This is a genomic window from Agrobacterium sp. OT33 (assembly GCF_017313365.1).
Classification (GTDB): domain Bacteria; phylum Pseudomonadota; class Alphaproteobacteria; order Rhizobiales; family Rhizobiaceae; genus Agrobacterium; species Agrobacterium rhizogenes_A.
In genome coordinates, this window is sequence record NZ_JAFLMZ010000006.1 from 262,994 (window position 1) to 278,288 (window position 15,295).

Genomic DNA, 15,295 nt, shown 5'->3' on the forward strand with positions numbered 1-15,295 from the left:
TTGGAAACCAATATGGATCTGGAAAAGATCAAGAAACTGATCGAGTTCGTCGGCTCTTCGCGAGTATCCGAATTGACCGTGAGCCAGGAGGGAACCACGGTCCGGATCATCCGCGAAAACAATGCCGTTTCACTGCGGGCGCCATCATCTCAGCCCCGGCCCGTTGCGGTAGCCGAAACGGCATCCGAGACACCCCGCGCCGAAGAACAGGCGCCGGCATCCGCCGCAGCCGCGCCGGCGTCATCCGGCATCGTCGCAGCACCGTCATTCGGTCTTTTCCATCGCGCCCCCAGCCCGGGTGCGGCACCTTTCGCCGAGATCGGCGATGAGGTCAGGCAAGGACAGGAACTCTTCATCATCGAGGCGATGAAAGTGTTCAACACCGTGAGGGCCGAACGAAGCGGCAGGATCGCCAGATTTATCGCCAATGACGGCGAAGACGTCGAACTCGGACAGCCAGTGCTGGAGTTCGAATGATGGATGCGACACTCTCAAAGGTGGCTGAGCCAAGAATATTCGACAGCGTCCTGATCGCCAATCGCGGCGAGATTGCCTTGCGGGTGCAGCGCGCCTGCCGTGAACTCGGCCTGAAGACCGTCATGATCTACTCCCAAGCCGATAAGGATGCCGACTATCTGAAGGCGGCCGACACCGCCATTTGCATCGGCCCGGCATCCCCCGCCCAGAGCTATCTCAACGCGCCGGCCATACTGCTTGCGATGGAGCTGACCGGTGCTGGCGCGGTTCACCCCGGTTATGGTTTTCTGTCCGAAAGAGCGTCTTTTTCGGAAGCCGTGGAAGCGGCAGGGGCGGTCTTTATCGGCCCACGCGCCGACGCCATCCGCACAATGGGCGACAAAATCGCGGCGAAGCGGGCGATGATGGCGGCCGGCGTGCCCTGCGTTCCCGGCCCCGATTCCGCCCTGCCGGATGACGCCGTGGAAGTCGCGAAAATCGCCGCAGAAATCGGTTATCCCGTCATCGTCAAGGCGGCCGGCGGCGGCGGTGGGCGCGGCATGCGCGTCGTTCGAGAGGCTTCCGCCCTTCAGGACGCCGTGCTCGTCACGCGTGAGGAGGCAAGCCGGGCCTTCGGAACGCCGGAACTCTATATCGAGAAATTCCTCGAACATCCGCGCCATGTCGAAATTCAGGTTCTCTGCGATGGTCAGGGTAGCGGCGTCTGGGTGGGGCTGCGCGACTGTTCCATGCAGCGCCGGCACCAAAAGGTCGTCGAAGAAGGTCCGGCCATCGGCATCCCGCCCAATGTCGCGGCTTTCGTCGGCAATCGCTGCGTCGAAGCCTGCCGCCAGATCGGTTATCGCGGTGTCGGCACCTTCGAGTTTCTTTACGAGAATGGCGAATTTTATTTCATCGAGATGAATACCCGCCTGCAGGTGGAACATCCGGTCACGGAAATGACCTCGGGCGTGGATCTGGTGCGCCAGCAGCTTCTCGTCGCCCTCGGCCATCCGCTCGAGATTTCGCAGGAGGACATTGTCTGCGAAGGCCATTCGATCGAATGCCGCATCAATGCCGAAGACCCCTATAGTTTCATTCCCTGCCCCGGTTTGATAACGGCCCTTCACCTGCCGGGCGGCCCCGGCGTGCGGGTCGATACACACGTGACGGCGGGTTACAGGGTTTCCGCCCATTACGATTCGCTGATCGCCAAGCTCATCGTCCACGCGCCGACGCGCGAACAGGCGATCCTGCGCATGCGCCGCGCGCTTGGCGAAATGCGCATCGAAGGTGTTTCCACCAACCTGCCGCTGCATCGGGAAATATTGCAGGACCCGGCCTTCTCCGAAGGCGGCACGGATATTCATTACCTAGAACATTGGCTTGCAGCGCGGAGTGCAAAGTGAAGCGACAGCCTGTTTCCATATCCCGCTACAGCGAGCCCGGCACGATTGCCGATCTTGCCGCTCACCTCGAGCGCAACAACGTCTCCACCATCGAGATAGAGACCCCCGATGGGTCATTGAAGATCGTTGCCATAGCAGGCGGTCAGGCCCCTGCCGGAGAGCGGCCGATTGAAGCTGCCAAAGTGCCGGTAAAGGCGGGGGATATTCTTGCCCGTGCACCGATGGCCGGCATCTTCACAGCCGCCCATCCGCAGCGCCCAGACCGGGCGGTTCAGGCAAGACAATCCGTAGCGAAAGGCGAGATCGTCGCATTCATCGCGGCTGGACCCGTGCTTGTTCCGGTCATCGCCGAAAAAGCCGGCACCGTCAGCGAAATCGTGGCGGAAACTGGTGTGCTTGTCGGCTATGGCTCCACCCTTCTCAAGACCGAAACATGATGGTGACGTCGATGAGCAACCTCCCGCTGAAAACGCCCCACCTCACCCCAGCCCATCTGGGCCTGCCGAAAATCTCGATGATCGGCAACAGGACCTTTCTGATCGAAGCGCCCGGCGAGCTGGACCTTCCCGCCCAGCGGCGCATCTGGGCGCTGACGCGCGCGCTGAAAGATCGCCCCGAGGTGCTGGAACTCATACCCGGCATGACCAACCTGCTGATCGTGCTGCGCAGCACGCCCGAAGATGCCGGGCATCTGCAGGACGAGCTTCTCGACCTCTGGCAAAGGACGGCGGAGCTCGATCTTCTCGGCAAAACCATCGAGGTGCCGACGACCTATGGCGGCGAGCACGCCATCGACCTTGCGGCGATCTGCGATTATTCCGGCTTGCCGGACAAGGAGGTCGTGCGCCTTCACTTTGAGCGCACCTATACGGTTTTTGCTGTCGGCAGCGCACCGGGTTTCGGTTATCTCGGCGGTCTCGATCCGCGCATTTTCATGCCGCGCAAGAAAGTCCCTTCGCTTCGCATGTTGAAGGGCATGGTGACGATCGGCGGCATGCAGTCCGGCATCTCGGTTCTGACCGGGCCGAACGGCTGGAATTCGCTGGGTTTCACCGAAATCACCATGTTCGACGCCACAGCCGAGCAACCGGCGGTGCTGGCGCCCGGCGACCGGGTTCGCTTCCTTCCCGAAAGGATCGAACTATGATCCATATTCTTGCCTGCGGACCGCTGAACACCGTGCAGGATCTCGGCCGCGCGGGTTACCGCAATATCGGCATCACCGCCACGGGCGCGATGGACCCGATTGCGCTCAGGGTCGGCAATCTTCTCGCCGGCAACGGCGAAGAGGCCGCGGCGATTGAAATCCAGACCTTTCCTTTCCGCATCGAATTCGAAGAGGCGCTGACCTTCGCGGTAACCGGCGCCGACTGCGCCGCACGGCTCGATGGTGCGGATTTACCGCCTTACTGGTGTGTGCGGGCCGAGAAGGGTCAAATCCTCGAGCTTTCGACCCCGCTGAAAAATGCGCGGGCCTATCTCTGCCTTCAGGGCGGCGTCGATGTTCCGGTGGTGATGGGATCGCGCAGCACTTCTCTTCGCGGCTCCTTCGGCGGTCACGAAGGACGGCACCTCACCACCGGCGACAGGTTGCCCGTTCTGCCATCCGTGCCGCTCGCTTTGCCTTCAAGCGGCCTTGGCCTTACGCCGCTTGCAGAAGCGATGCCGGACATGTTTCCGATGTCCGACACAGGCGAATTGCTGCTGAGAGCCATTCCAGCCGCCGAACATGATCTTTTCGGCGACATCGCCGAACGTTTCTGGTCGGAAGCCTGGAAAATCACCTCACAGAGCGACCGCACCGGTTACCGGCTGGCCGGAACGCCGCTGACGCTTTTGGCACCAGTAGAACTGCGCTCCTATGGCGTCATTCCGGGCGTGGTTCAGGTGCCGCCAAGTGGCGAGCCTATCATCCAGATGAGCGACGCCAACACGGCCGGCGGTTATCCCAAGATGGCTGGTATCATCGACAGCGATCTATGGCGGCTTGGTCAGGCCCGCATCGGCAGCCGCATCCGCTTCGTGCAGGCAACGGTGCACGAGGCGCTGGAGGTCGAAAAGGCGATCGACGCCTATTTCGCGGATATCCGCAGAACCCTGCCGCTGGTTGCCGCCGCACTCGGCACGCTGACAAAACGATAATCCTGAAGAACAAGGAGAGGGAACCATGAAGATCGATGTTAATTCCGACATGGGCGAAGGTTTCGGCGTCTATAAGGTCTGCGACGACGAGAAGCTTATGGAAGTCGTCTCTTCGGCGAATATCGCCTGCGGCTTCCATGCCGGCGACCCGGAAATGATGGCGCGCATGGTGCGTCTTGCCAAACAGAACGGCGTCGGTATTGGCGCGCATCCCGGCCTTGCCGACCGTCTCGGCTTCGGCCGCCGCGAAATTCCCGTCGATGCGGAAGAAATGGAACAGCAGGTTCTCTACCAGCTCGGCGCGCTTTCAGCGATTGCGAAAGCGCAGGATATCGCGCTCTCCCATATCAGCTTCCATGCCGCCATGGGCAACATGATCAATCGCGATGCGGCGCTTGCCGAACGGATCATGAAAAAGATCAGGGCGGTCGATCCCAATCTCATCGTCTTTTCGATGCCGGACATGCTGATCGAAAAGGCAGCCTTGGATTGCGGCCTGAAAGTGCTCAATCTCTTCCTCGCCGACCGGGCCTATGATGTGAAAGGCCAGCTCGTGCCACGCAAGCTGCCCAATTCCGTCATCAAGGAAGAGGGAGAAGTTCGTGCGCGGGTGCGCCAGTTTTTAGAAAAAGGCACGGTCACGACCATCGAGGGCGAGATCATTCCCGTTCGCGCCCGGTCGATCCTTGTTCACAGCGATACGCCCGGCTCGCTGGAGCTTGCCCGCACGGTGCGTAGCGAAGTGGAAGCCTGCGGCGGCAGCGTCGTGCCGGCTCGCGAAGTGATCGCCTAAAGCGGGGCACGCCTCATATTCTAACGTACCAAAAGTTACGGCACCGCATTCCATTCAGGAGCGCGGCGCCGTAACTTTGCCGGCTATCTAATTACGGCATAGATTTGCGTCCACCGCAAGCCGGGCCGCATGAGCGCCCCGGCCACAGAAGCATCAATTCAGCTGGATCACGTGGTTGCTGTCGCTAGTCCAGCTCAGTCTCACCCGGTCACCGGCGGCGCTGACGGCATTGGTGAAACCTTCTGTCTGGGTCTGCCGGTAAGCGATCATCGGCTCACCATTGTCGAGACGCAGATAATAATGCAGCATGAAACCGCGATAGACGACCTGCTCCACCCGCGCCGTGGTGGAATTGCCGGGGCTTTCAGCGGAATCGGCCGCAAGAGGCGAAACCGAAACGGCCTCGGGGCGAACAGTGACGACGACCTTGTCCCCTTGCACGGCACCCATATCATCCACATCGAGCCGAACGCCGGAACCGGTCACGAGCCGCGCGGATCGGCCGCGACGTTCCTCCACCATCGCCTCGAAGAAGTTCGAGGCGCCGATGAAACCGGCGACAAAGCGGGTCAGCGGCTTCTGGTAGATTTCGCCGGCCGGTGCGATCTGCTCGAGATTGCCGTCCCGCATCACGGCGATCTGGTCCGCCATGGTCAGGGCCTCGTCCTGATCGTGGGTTACCATGATGGTGGTGAGACCAAGTCGCTGCTGCAGGCTGCGGATTTCGACCTGCATGCTTTCCCGCAGGCCCTTGTCGAGCGCACCGAGCGGCTCGTCGAGAAGCAGCATCGAAGGTTCGATCACCAGAGCACGGGCCAGCGCCACACGCTGCTGCTGGCCGCCGGAAAGCTGCACCGGTAGCCGGTCTCCGAAGGCGTGCAGCTGAACGAGATCGAGCGCCTGCTTTACCCGCCCTTCCCGGTCGGCCTTGGAGATACCCCGCATCTCAAGACCGAAGGCAACATTTTCGGCAACGGTCATATGGGGAAACAGGGCGTAGTTCTGGAAGAGCATACCGACATTGCGGCGGTGAACCGGGGTGCGCGTGGTCGGCTTGCCGTCGACCACGATTTCACCCGAGGTGGGATCGACAAGCCCCGCAATCATGCGCAGGCAGGTCGTTTTCCCGCATCCGCTCGGACCGAGAAGCGCGAGAATCTCCCCTGCCTTGACGGTCAAAGAAACATCATCGACGGCAACGACCTGACCGCCGTAGTGTTTGGTCAGTCTTTCCAGGCGGACTTCGACGGATTTCATCAGCGTTCCTCAGCCGTTAAAAGTCTGGTTGTACTTCTCGAGCCACTGGGCGCGGCGCGGAATGATGTATTTCCAGTCCGGCGTGAACAGGTTCAGCGATTCCATCTTCGCTTCCGGATAGGCGAGGAATTTCGCCGTATCTTCGCCGAACTCGACACCCTTGACCGAAGGCGCGCTGAGAGTGGCCTCCGAAAGCATCTTCTGCACGCCGGGGTCGAGAATGCGGTTGATATAGGCAAGCGCGAGATCGCGGTGCGGCCCGCCCTTTACCAGCGCGATGGAGTTGATGCCGGTGAAAGCGCCTTCCTTCGGGAAGGTCATGTCGAGCGGCACGCCCTTCTTGGTGTGCGGATAAACCGCCTTGGAATATTCGATACCACCGAAATCCGCCTGGCCCTGCGCCACCATCATCGTCTGCGCTTCCGCGTCATAGATTGAGAGCACGTTCGGCTTCAGATCGGCCAGTTTGGCCCAGCCGGCATCCGTATCATATTGCGCTTCTTTCAGCGGCTTGCCGGTTGCAAGGGCGGCCGCCACCATCAGCATCAGCACGCTTTGCGTGTTCTTCGGTGTGTTGAGAAGCATGCGGCGGGCATATTTCTTGTCGAACATCTGTTCGTAGCTCTCGAACGGCTTGCCCGTCGTCGGATTGTAAAACAGGCCGGCGATAGAGATTGCAAAACCGACGCCGAAATTGTCTTCGAAAAGATAACGGGAATAGACATTCTTGAGGTTGGGGATTTCGTCCATCGGCAATTGTTCGATCAGGCCTTCCTCCTTGGCCTGCGGAACGCCGACATCGTCCATCGACATCACGCTATATTGCGGATTTTCGCGGGTCGCGCGCAGCGTGGCGATATTGGCAAGCGTCGCACCTTCGGTCGTCAGCACCCGGCACTTATATTCCTTTTCGAAGGCCGGGATCACTTCCTTCTTGATCAGCCCGCCCTGCGCCGAATTATAGACACCGACATACATGGTGCGGTCCTGCGCGGAAGCCGCAGTGAAGAAATAGGGTGTGGCGAGCGCGCCTGCGGTGACTGTCAGGAAACTGCGCCGTTTCATGATGATGGTCTTGTCTGTCATTTCCGGTACCCCTCTTGTTGTTGATTTACATAGCCATTGCCCGGCGCAGACCCACCAGCCTGTCGAGGACGAGCACGACGGTCACCGCCAGAAGAATGATGATGGTGGACATGGTCGCGACCGAGGGGTCGAAGACCGTGCCGATCTGGCGATAGAGAACGATGGGCACGGGCAGGTTCGCGGAATCGGCCAGCCACATCGAAACGGGATAATTGTCGAAAGAAACCATGAAGCAGAAGATCGAGCCGGAGGCGACGCCGGGCGCGATCTGCGGAAAGATCACCCGCGTGAAGGTTTTCCAGCGCGTGGCGCCAAGCGTGCGCGCGGCCTCCTCGAGACTGACATTGACGAGCTGAAGGCTGGTCAGCACCGTGCGGATCACATAGGGCGACGTCACGACGGTGTGGGCGATCAGAAGTTTCAGCTTGGTATCCATCCAGCCATAGCCGGAGAAAAGCTGCAGCAGTGCCAGGCCGGTCACCAGCACGGGAAAGATCAGCGGCGAAAGCAGCAGCCCCTTCATCAGCGAACGGCCGATGAATTTTCCCCGGGAAAGCGCGAAAGCTGCGGGAACGCCGAGCGCCAGTGAAAGGATGGTGGTCGCAACAGCCAGCGCCGCGCTGAAGGTGAGGCCAGCGGTGAATTCCTCGTTCTGCATTACCGCCGCATACCAGCGGAAGGTGAAACCCTGCGGCGGGAAGGTGACGAAGTAGCTGTCGGAAAACGAGATGGCGACGACGAGAACGATGGGGGCCAGGATGAAGACCATCATCGCGGCGGTGATCGCATAAAGGACGATGGCGGAAGTGCCGGTCAGCTTGTTGTTCATGACGCGCTTGCCTTGATACGACGCCCGCCGAGCAGCCGCATCGAAATGGCGTTGATCAGAATGACGATGAAAACGAGGATGGTGGCGATGGTGGCGCCGAACGGCCAGTCATAGACCGCGAGAACCTGCTGTTCGACCATGTTACCGAGCATCTGCGAGCCGGGACCGCCGATCAGAGCGGGAATGACGTAGGATGCCGAGGCCAGAGAGAAGACCAGCGTGAAACCCGCGACCAGACCGGGAAGGCTGAGCGGGAAGGTGATCCGCAGGAACACTTTCCATGCCGGCGCACCGAGCGTGCGGGCCGCCTGCTGCAGGTTCGGATCGATCTTGCCAAGCGCGGAGGACAGTGGCAGCACCATCATCGGGAAGAAAATGTGCAGGGAGCCGATGATGACGGCAGCATCGGAAAACAGCAGCGTCAACGGAGTGTCTATGATACCGAGATTCATCAGCACATAATTCAAGAGACCCGTTGGACCGTTACCAAGGATGAGCTGCCAGCCATAAGCGCGAACCACGACGCTGACGGCCAGCGGTGCGATCACGATCAGCGTTATGATGCGGGTCGTGGTGATATTGCCGCGCACGAAAACGGTCGCGACCGGATAGGCCAGTATCGCCGCAAGAAACGAGGTGATGAGACTGATGCGGATCGTCGCCCAGAGCACCTTCTGGTAAAGATCGACCTCGAAAAACCTGATGTAGTGGGCAAGCGTGAAGGGTGTACCGATCAACCCTTGCGAATTCTGCGTCATGACGCTGAAGGTCATCAGGCGGATGGCCGGAAGGAAGAAAAAGATCAGCAAAAATATCAGCAGCGGCAATATGAGTATGCCGGGCGAAAACAGCCGACGCTCGAGAGCTTTCCAGCCGGAAACTCCACGGCGTGGCGGGGCATGTGGTTCCATGATCGCAATATCCGACATCTATACTCCCGTCGCGTTGAATACGGCACGAGGCATCGCGTTGAGCCGAACGAGATCGTCCAGACCCTATGACTAGAATTTGCTGGGTGTGCTCCCTGTCGAGGCATCCGGTCTTGTGCCGGCGCCTGTCGCATATTTCTGCATTTTCGCGCCGGTTACCTCTTCGGGTAACATTGCCCGACGCGTCGTTCCCTTGTTGTTAAGCCGAGCTTAGGGGCTAAGCTGACGGGCTGCATAATATTTTATTGCTCTGAGGTCATCGCATACGCATATGGACTGCCCATCCCATTTTGACGGCGATGCATCAAAATCCCGTATGACCTCACATCGAAGTCGTATTGGGGAAACGGCGGAAAATTCCCGTAACCTCTTTGTCATGCACTGGCGTCGCGACGATGCCTGCCTTCACCGTTACAATCGGAAATAATCCATGCCCACTATCGCCCAACGCCTTAACAACGTCACCGTGTCAGCTTCGCTCGCCATGACCCAGAAAGCCCGCGATCTCGCCGCTCAGGGCATCAAGGTCATCAGCCTGTCGTCCGGCGAGCCGGATTTCCCGACGCCTGCCCACGCGGTCGAGGCGGCGCATGCGGCGGCCCTTGCCGGCGACACGAAATATCCACCCGCTGACGGAACCCCGGCACTACGGGCCGCGATCCAGCGGAAGTTCAAGCGCGACAATAATCTCGATTACGATCCGAGCCAGATTTTGGTGGCGGGCGGCGGCAAGCAGATCATCTTCAACGCCATCATGGCCACCTGCGACCCGGGCGATGAGGTCGTCATTCCCGCGCCGTCATGGATCAGCTATGCGGATATCGTGAAGTTCGCGGGCGCCACGCCCGTGCCGGTGGTTTGCCCGGAAAATAACGGTTTCCGCCTGCGAGCCGAAGATCTCGAAGCCGCCATCACCCCAAAAACCAAATGGCTGCTTTTCAACTTCCCCAACAACCCCACGGGCGCGGCCTGCTCGCGCGCGGAAATGAAGGAAATCGCCGAGGTCATGCTGCGGCATCCGCATGTCTGGATCATGACCGACGACATGTATGAGCACCTGATCTATGACGACTTCGAATTCTGCACCATCGCCGAAGTCGAGCCGCGCCTCTATGACCGGGTCCTGACCGTCAACGGCGCATCGAAAGCCTATGCGATGACCGGCTGGCGTCTCGGCTTCTGCGGCGGCCCAAAGGATCTCATCAAGGCGATCAGCAACGTCAATACCCAGAATAGCGGCGGCGTCGCGACCATCGTTCAGGCTGCCGCCGTTGCGGTTCTCGACGGCCCGCAGGATCTGCTGAAGGAGCGCGCCGACATCTACAAGACGCGCCGTGACTTCGTGCTCGGCAAGCTTTCGGAAATCGAGGGGCTTCGCTGCCACAAGCCCGAAGGCGCCTTCTATATCTTCCCGAACATTGCCGCGCTGATCGGCAAGACGACGAAGGGCGGCACGAAGATCGAGAACGATACCGATTTCGTCATGGCGCTGCTCGCCGAACATCACGTTGCGACAGTGCAGGGCGCGGCCTATGGCCTGAGCCCCTTCTTCCGGCTCTCCTATGCCACCAGCATGGAGAACCTCGCCGAAGGCTGCGCCCGCATCGCCGAATTCTGCAACGGAATGAAATAGGGAGAACAGCATGCTGGGAGGAAATGGCCGTGTCATCATGGTTTCCGGCGCATCGCGGGGTCTTGGCCTTGCGATCGCCAAAAGGCTTCACGAAGCCGGTTTCACGGTGGCGGCGGGAGCGCGAAATCCGGCCGCCGTTGCGGTGAAGGACCGGCTTTCGGCCGATCGCTACGATGCGGAAGAGGCGGGCTCGGCGGAGGCCTGGGTTGAGGCCGTTGCCGCCAGATATGGCCGGATCGACGGGCTGGTGAATTGCGCCGGCATCAACCCCAAAGTCAAGGTCATGGATACGGGCGAAGAAAGCCTCGACCAGATGTGGCGCATCAACGTCAAGGGTCCGCTGAGGGTCACGCGCGCCGCCATTCCTCATCTCGTAAAAACCGGACAGGGCAGGGTCATCAATGTCGCCTCGCTGGCGGGACGCCGCGTGGGGTCGAATGTGGGTTATGCCATGACGAAATTCGCTGTCGTCGCCCTCACCCATGGTATCCGGCAGGAATTATGGGACAGTGGCGTGCGCGCCACCGCCCTCTGCCCCGGCTATATCGCAACCGATATGACATCAGGCGAAACGGAGGTCAGCCGCGAGGACATGACCCAGCCGGAAGATCTCGCCGAAATGGTGGAAACCCTGCTTCGCCTGCCGAACAACCTTTCGGTGGCCGAATTGCTGGTGAACTGCCGCAAGGAAGCAATGCTTTGATCTTTTCCACGCGCGGCACCGAGAAACGGTGCTGCGCGTGGCTGCGAAACCGGCCTTGACCCGTTTATTTCAGGGTCTCCGCCAGTTGCAGCAATATCTCCTTGACGGCAAGCGCCGGCTCGGAGAGCGGCGTATTGTCCGATACGCAGAAGGACAGCGTTTCCTCGATCATCGGGCTGGCGATCTGCCTGACGACGATTTCCTCATTGGATTCCGCCACGATACGGTCGGCGATGGCCTTGGGTGTGATGGTCGCACCAAGCCCGGCATCCACGCCGCGCGCGATGGTCCTTACCGATTCCAGCTCCGCCATCACGATCAGATCCTTGCGGCTGCGGGTAAAGGCGAGATTGATGGCGCGACGCACAAAATTATAGGTCGGCGGCAGAAGGAAGGGCAGATATGCCAGATCAGCGACCGTGATCGGCGCATCGCCCGGTTCCACACCGAAGCTGCGATGCACGACCAGCACGAATTCCTCACGCAATAGCGGCGTGAACCTGACGCCCCGGATCGGCCCGGTACCGTGGATCAAGCCCATCTCCAGACGACCATTCATGATCATCTGGCTATAGGGCTGACTGACGCTTTCCGTGATGTGCAGCAGAATGCCGGGATGAAGCCGCTTGGTTTCCTCCATCAGACGCAGCGAAAGCGTGGCGGCGCTGCTGAAGGGCGCAAGCCCCACCGATACCTTGCCGGACAGCACGGCACCTGCCTCCAGCGCCTCCGCCTGCGCCTGCTCCATCTGCCGCAAAATCACCTGCGCATGCCTGTAGACGACCTTGCCGGCATCGGTCATGACGACGCCCTGCTGGCTTCGGGTCAAAAGTTTCTGGCGGAAATGTTCCTCGATGCTCGCCAGCTGCTGGCTCAATGCCGGCTGGGCGATATGCAACACATCCGCCGCCCTTGTGATGCTCCCCATATCGACAATCGTTATGAACGATTTCAGGCGCCTGATATCCATCTGCTGCTGCTTCTTATCCCATTACTGCTTGCAGGAATAAGATGCTCAATTTGCAGATAAAGTCCATCTTCCATTTCCCCGCCTTCGACATGCAGACGCATCGGACTGCCGCGAAAGACGGCAGCGGGTGACATGCTGAAGAAAGCCGCCCAGGGTGGTCGGGCAAGCAGCCCTGAGGGACCTCCAGAATCAGGGGCGCCATTGTCCCCGGAAGACTGCGGAAATCGGCGCCAGCGGGCACCGAACGAGAGTTGCTTCCCTCCGCTGGCTAAGCGGGAGTGAGACCGCAATACGCGCCTTACCAGGCCGGCAACACCGTCATGAAGATAACCGACTGCGAAAGAGTGCGTGCCGGCACATCAATACGCCGGGCAGTCCGCTCATATCCTGTTTTTCTCCTGCCGCCTGTTGATCGCGGCAAGTTCCAGGGCGTTGCGGACACCCATCTTCGTCAGCACCTTGCCACGATGCGCCTCGACGGTTCTCATGGCGATCCCGAGATTGTCTGCGATCTGCTTGTTCATCGCGCCTGTGAGCATGAGGTCCATGACCTCCACTTCCCGCGCCGAGAGCGACGCACGCCGTGCCTGAAGGTCACGGCGGCTTTCCGCCTGTGCCTGCACGACCTGCCCGGCGGCAATGGCGTTGAGTGCGAGATCAACGATTTGATTGTCGTTGAATGGTTTTTCCACGAAGTCGAAAGCGCCTGCTTTCAATGTCCGCACTGCGACGGGAACGTCAGCGTGCCCGGTAAGGAAGATGACCGGCACCTCGGAGCCCATGATGCGCAACCGCTCATAGACCTCCGGGCCAGAAAGCGCACCCATGCGCACATCCATGATGATACAGGTCATGTCATCAAGTGGCTGTGCCGCCAGAAACTCCTCTCCAGAGGCCCATGTACGGGTTTGCACACCACGCGAAGCCAGCAGGAACGAGAGTGCGTCGCGAATTGCCTCCTCGTCGTCGACGATATCGATCAAACTACCCATCAATCCCCTCCCTCATGTTTCCTCCAGTTCTGCCGGTTGCGCATATCCCGCTTCAGATAGCGGAAGCGCGACGGTGAATACCGTTCCTCCGCCGCATGCCGCATGATGCGTCAGATGCCCCCGATGCAGTTCGATGATCGTCCGGCAGATTTTCAACCCCATGCCCATGCCCTGTGCCTTGGTACTGGCAAAGGCATCGTAGATCGTGTCCACCATCTCCGCCGGTATTCCAGCGCCGCCATCCTCCACTTCGATCACGGCCTGTCCGTCACGCTCGAATAAACGCACGGTGACGGCGGCATCCTTGCCGGACTCGGCCATTGCCTCCATGCCGTTGCGAATGAGATTGATGAGGACCTGCTCCAGCAGAATGGCGTCGGCAGCGACGACGCCGGCTCCCGGCCCCTGCCGCACAAGCCGGACGCCGTGTTCACGCGCATCGGCTTGAAGGAAATCCAGTGTCTCGTCTATGACATCCGAAAGCTGCAGGTTCGAGAAACGCGGCTCACGCTTTTTCACGAGGTCCTGAATACGGCGAATGATGAGCCCTGCCCGATCGGCTTGACGCGCCAGCTTCTCGGTCGCTTCCCGCAAGACCGCGAGGTCGGTTCCCTGCCGGTTCATCAGGTTCAGCATGCCTGCGGCGTAAGATGCGATTGCCGAAAGCGGCTGGTTTAGCTCGTGCGACAGTGTCGACGCCATTTCGCCGAGGGTCACCAACCGTCCGGTTCTCGCCAGCGCCTCATCATGAAGCCGGGCACGCCGCGCGGCTTGCCTCGCCTCCGTGACATCGATGATCGATCCCATCCATCCTCGATGCTCGCCGCGCGCATCAATCAGCGGCGCTTCATACACCTCGACCTCGATTTCGCGACCGTCACGCGAGACAAAACGGGTTTCAAACCGCTGGCTGACTGCCCCGCCTGCGGCAAGGCGGCGATGCCGCTGTTCCGTCTCCGACAAATATTTGGGGTCCCAATACGGTAAGGGAGCGGCATGTCCGACAAGCTCCTGCGCGGTCCACCCGACGAGTTTGCAGAATGCCGGATTGACAAAGAGAATTCGGCCCTCGTGATCTTTGGCCCGCAAACCGACAGTCAGGCTCTCTTCCATCGAACGCCTGAAGGCGGTTTCTGCCCAAAGACGCATCTCGGTATCGCGCCTGCGCTTGCTTGACCGGTGGAGAATTGCCATTGCCAACACGGCAAAGACAGCAAGGCCGGCAATGGCACCAAAAAGCGCCGTCGAGAGAAACGTCAGAGGGCGGCCGTAGGCACTGATGCGAAGCCATGTTCCATGCAGCGGCGGATCGATGCTGATAACATGGGTGGGGTTTTCCGGATCAATCTCCAGTCGCTGGCGGTTGGCCAGCACATTCCCGGACAGATCAACCAGCGTGACGCCATATTGCTCTGCAATCCACCACGGCAGGTGCCGGTCCAGGACAGAGGGCAAGGAGATCGTCGCGGTGAGGGCTCCACGTCTGTCGGCCAGCAACAGCCCGAAAGTCACAAGCCCTTTCGACGTGATCTTCCCGTAAACCGGCCTTGAGGTTGCGGTAGCCACCTCCAAAATCTGCGCTACCAGAGCCGGATCGCCGGGCGCGGCAACATCCGGCAAGCCAGTTTCAGCGCGGCCGTCCGGCCCATACCAGAGAATGGAGACGACCTCCGGATTTGTCGAAATGTGGCTGCGTGCCCTGGCCGCTATCACCGCGTCCTCTGTTCCACCCGCATGGTCCATGGCAAGCCGGACAAGCATGTCTTCATCGACACCGAGCTGGAACCGTAACGTCTGTTCCACCCACAGGGCATCGGTCGCCAGCTTGATGCGCGCACCTTCACTGTCATCGCGCGCAACAGCCCAGACGAATGCCCAGACCAGCGCCGCCAGCGCAATGATTGCAATCAATGGAATGAGCGACAACAGATCGATCCGGGCCGCCAGAGGTCCGGGACTATCACCCGGCCAAGGATACCACGCCGAGTTTGAAGGAGCCTTGGCCTCCTTTCGCAGGGAGCCGCCCGGTATCAAAAATTTCGCATTTCTCATTGCCGGCTTCGTCCCCCCAAACGTCGGCAAGCCTCCCATGCCTG

General features: G+C 60.2%; 15 protein-coding genes. 8 read left to right on the forward strand and 7 right to left on the reverse strand.

Going from position 1 to position 15,295, the window contains the following annotated elements; translation table 11 throughout:
• Positions 1-12 precede the first annotated feature (12 nt).
• Genes accB through JZX88_RS16250 form a run of 6 tightly spaced genes read left to right on the forward strand, consistent with a single transcriptional unit; the run spans position 13 to position 4,800 of the window.
• Complete coding sequence (gene accB, locus JZX88_RS16225) at positions 13-477, forward strand: acetyl-CoA carboxylase biotin carboxyl carrier protein (protein WP_110758369.1); 465 nt, start codon at positions 13-15, stop codon at positions 475-477.
• Positions 474-1,865: an acetyl-CoA carboxylase biotin carboxylase subunit gene (gene accC, locus JZX88_RS16230; protein WP_206914165.1), complete on the forward strand. Its 1,392-nt coding sequence runs from the start codon at positions 474-476 to the stop codon at positions 1,863-1,865. Before accB ends, accC begins: the two co-directional genes overlap by 4 nt.
• Positions 1,862-2,302, forward strand: a complete 441-nt coding sequence (locus JZX88_RS16235) for a biotin/lipoyl-containing protein (RefSeq protein WP_206914166.1) — start codon at positions 1,862-1,864, stop codon at positions 2,300-2,302. Before accC ends, JZX88_RS16235 begins: the two co-directional genes overlap by 4 nt.
• Complete coding sequence (gene pxpB / locus JZX88_RS16240; RefSeq protein WP_206914167.1) at positions 2,299-3,012, forward strand: 5-oxoprolinase subunit PxpB; 714 nt, start codon at positions 2,299-2,301, stop codon at positions 3,010-3,012. The genes JZX88_RS16235 and pxpB overlap by 4 nt, the downstream gene beginning before the upstream one ends.
• On the forward strand, positions 3,009-4,007 hold the full coding sequence (locus JZX88_RS16245; RefSeq protein WP_206914168.1) for a biotin-dependent carboxyltransferase family protein: 999 nt from the start codon (positions 3,009-3,011) through the stop codon (positions 4,005-4,007). The genes pxpB and JZX88_RS16245 overlap by 4 nt, the downstream gene beginning before the upstream one ends.
• 25 nt (positions 4,008-4,032) lie before the next feature.
• Complete coding sequence (locus JZX88_RS16250; RefSeq protein ID WP_206914169.1) at positions 4,033-4,800, forward strand: 5-oxoprolinase subunit PxpA; 768 nt, start codon at positions 4,033-4,035, stop codon at positions 4,798-4,800.
• Between the two features lie 153 nt (positions 4,801-4,953).
• Here JZX88_RS16250 and JZX88_RS16255 read toward each other — a convergent pair whose 3' ends face one another.
• The 4 genes from JZX88_RS16255 to JZX88_RS16270 are packed head-to-tail and all read right to left on the reverse strand — an operon-like array spanning position 4,954 to position 8,901.
• Complete coding sequence (locus JZX88_RS16255) at positions 4,954-6,057, reverse strand: ABC transporter ATP-binding protein (protein ID WP_206914170.1); 1,104 nt, start codon at positions 6,055-6,057, stop codon at positions 4,954-4,956.
• Positions 6,058-6,066: 9 nt separating this feature from the next.
• Complete coding sequence (locus JZX88_RS16260; protein ID WP_206914171.1) at positions 6,067-7,143, reverse strand: ABC transporter substrate-binding protein; 1,077 nt, start codon at positions 7,141-7,143, stop codon at positions 6,067-6,069.
• A gap of 25 nt (positions 7,144-7,168) precedes the next feature.
• Positions 7,169-7,972 carry an ABC transporter permease gene (locus tag JZX88_RS16265; protein WP_003519698.1) on the reverse strand — a complete coding sequence of 268 codons (804 nt, stop codon included), beginning with the start codon at positions 7,970-7,972 and terminating at the stop codon, positions 7,169-7,171.
• Complete coding sequence (locus JZX88_RS16270) at positions 7,969-8,901, reverse strand: ABC transporter permease (protein WP_206914172.1); 933 nt, start codon at positions 8,899-8,901, stop codon at positions 7,969-7,971. Before JZX88_RS16270 ends, JZX88_RS16265 begins: the two co-directional genes overlap by 4 nt.
• 430 nt (positions 8,902-9,331) lie before the next feature.
• Between JZX88_RS16270 and JZX88_RS16275 the strand changes: the two genes are divergently transcribed.
• Entirely contained in the window at positions 9,332-10,534 is a 1,203-nt protein-coding gene (locus JZX88_RS16275; protein ID WP_142856491.1) for a pyridoxal phosphate-dependent aminotransferase, read from the forward strand.
• Between the two features lie 10 nt (positions 10,535-10,544).
• The gene (locus tag JZX88_RS16280) at positions 10,545-11,237 is read left to right on the forward strand and encodes an SDR family NAD(P)-dependent oxidoreductase (protein WP_206914173.1); all 693 of its coding nucleotides are present in this window, start codon (positions 10,545-10,547) and stop codon (positions 11,235-11,237) included.
• A 64-nt stretch (positions 11,238-11,301) separates the two neighbouring features.
• Here the strand turns inward: JZX88_RS16280 and JZX88_RS16285 are convergent, their stop codons facing one another.
• The 3 genes from JZX88_RS16285 to JZX88_RS16295 form a co-directional block, all read right to left on the reverse strand.
• Positions 11,302-12,207: a LysR substrate-binding domain-containing protein gene (locus JZX88_RS16285; protein WP_065117244.1), complete on the reverse strand. Its 906-nt coding sequence runs from the start codon at positions 12,205-12,207 to the stop codon at positions 11,302-11,304.
• 380 nt (positions 12,208-12,587) lie between these two features.
• Positions 12,588-13,199 (reverse strand): response regulator transcription factor, encoded by a 612-nt coding sequence (locus JZX88_RS16290; protein ID WP_206914174.1) that lies wholly within the window; start codon positions 13,197-13,199, stop codon positions 12,588-12,590.
• A gap of 12 nt (positions 13,200-13,211) precedes the next feature.
• Positions 13,212-15,125, reverse strand: a complete 1,914-nt coding sequence (locus JZX88_RS16295; protein WP_206914175.1) for a nitrogen regulation protein NR(II) — start codon at positions 15,123-15,125, stop codon at positions 13,212-13,214.
• Positions 15,126-15,295 lie beyond the last annotated feature (170 nt).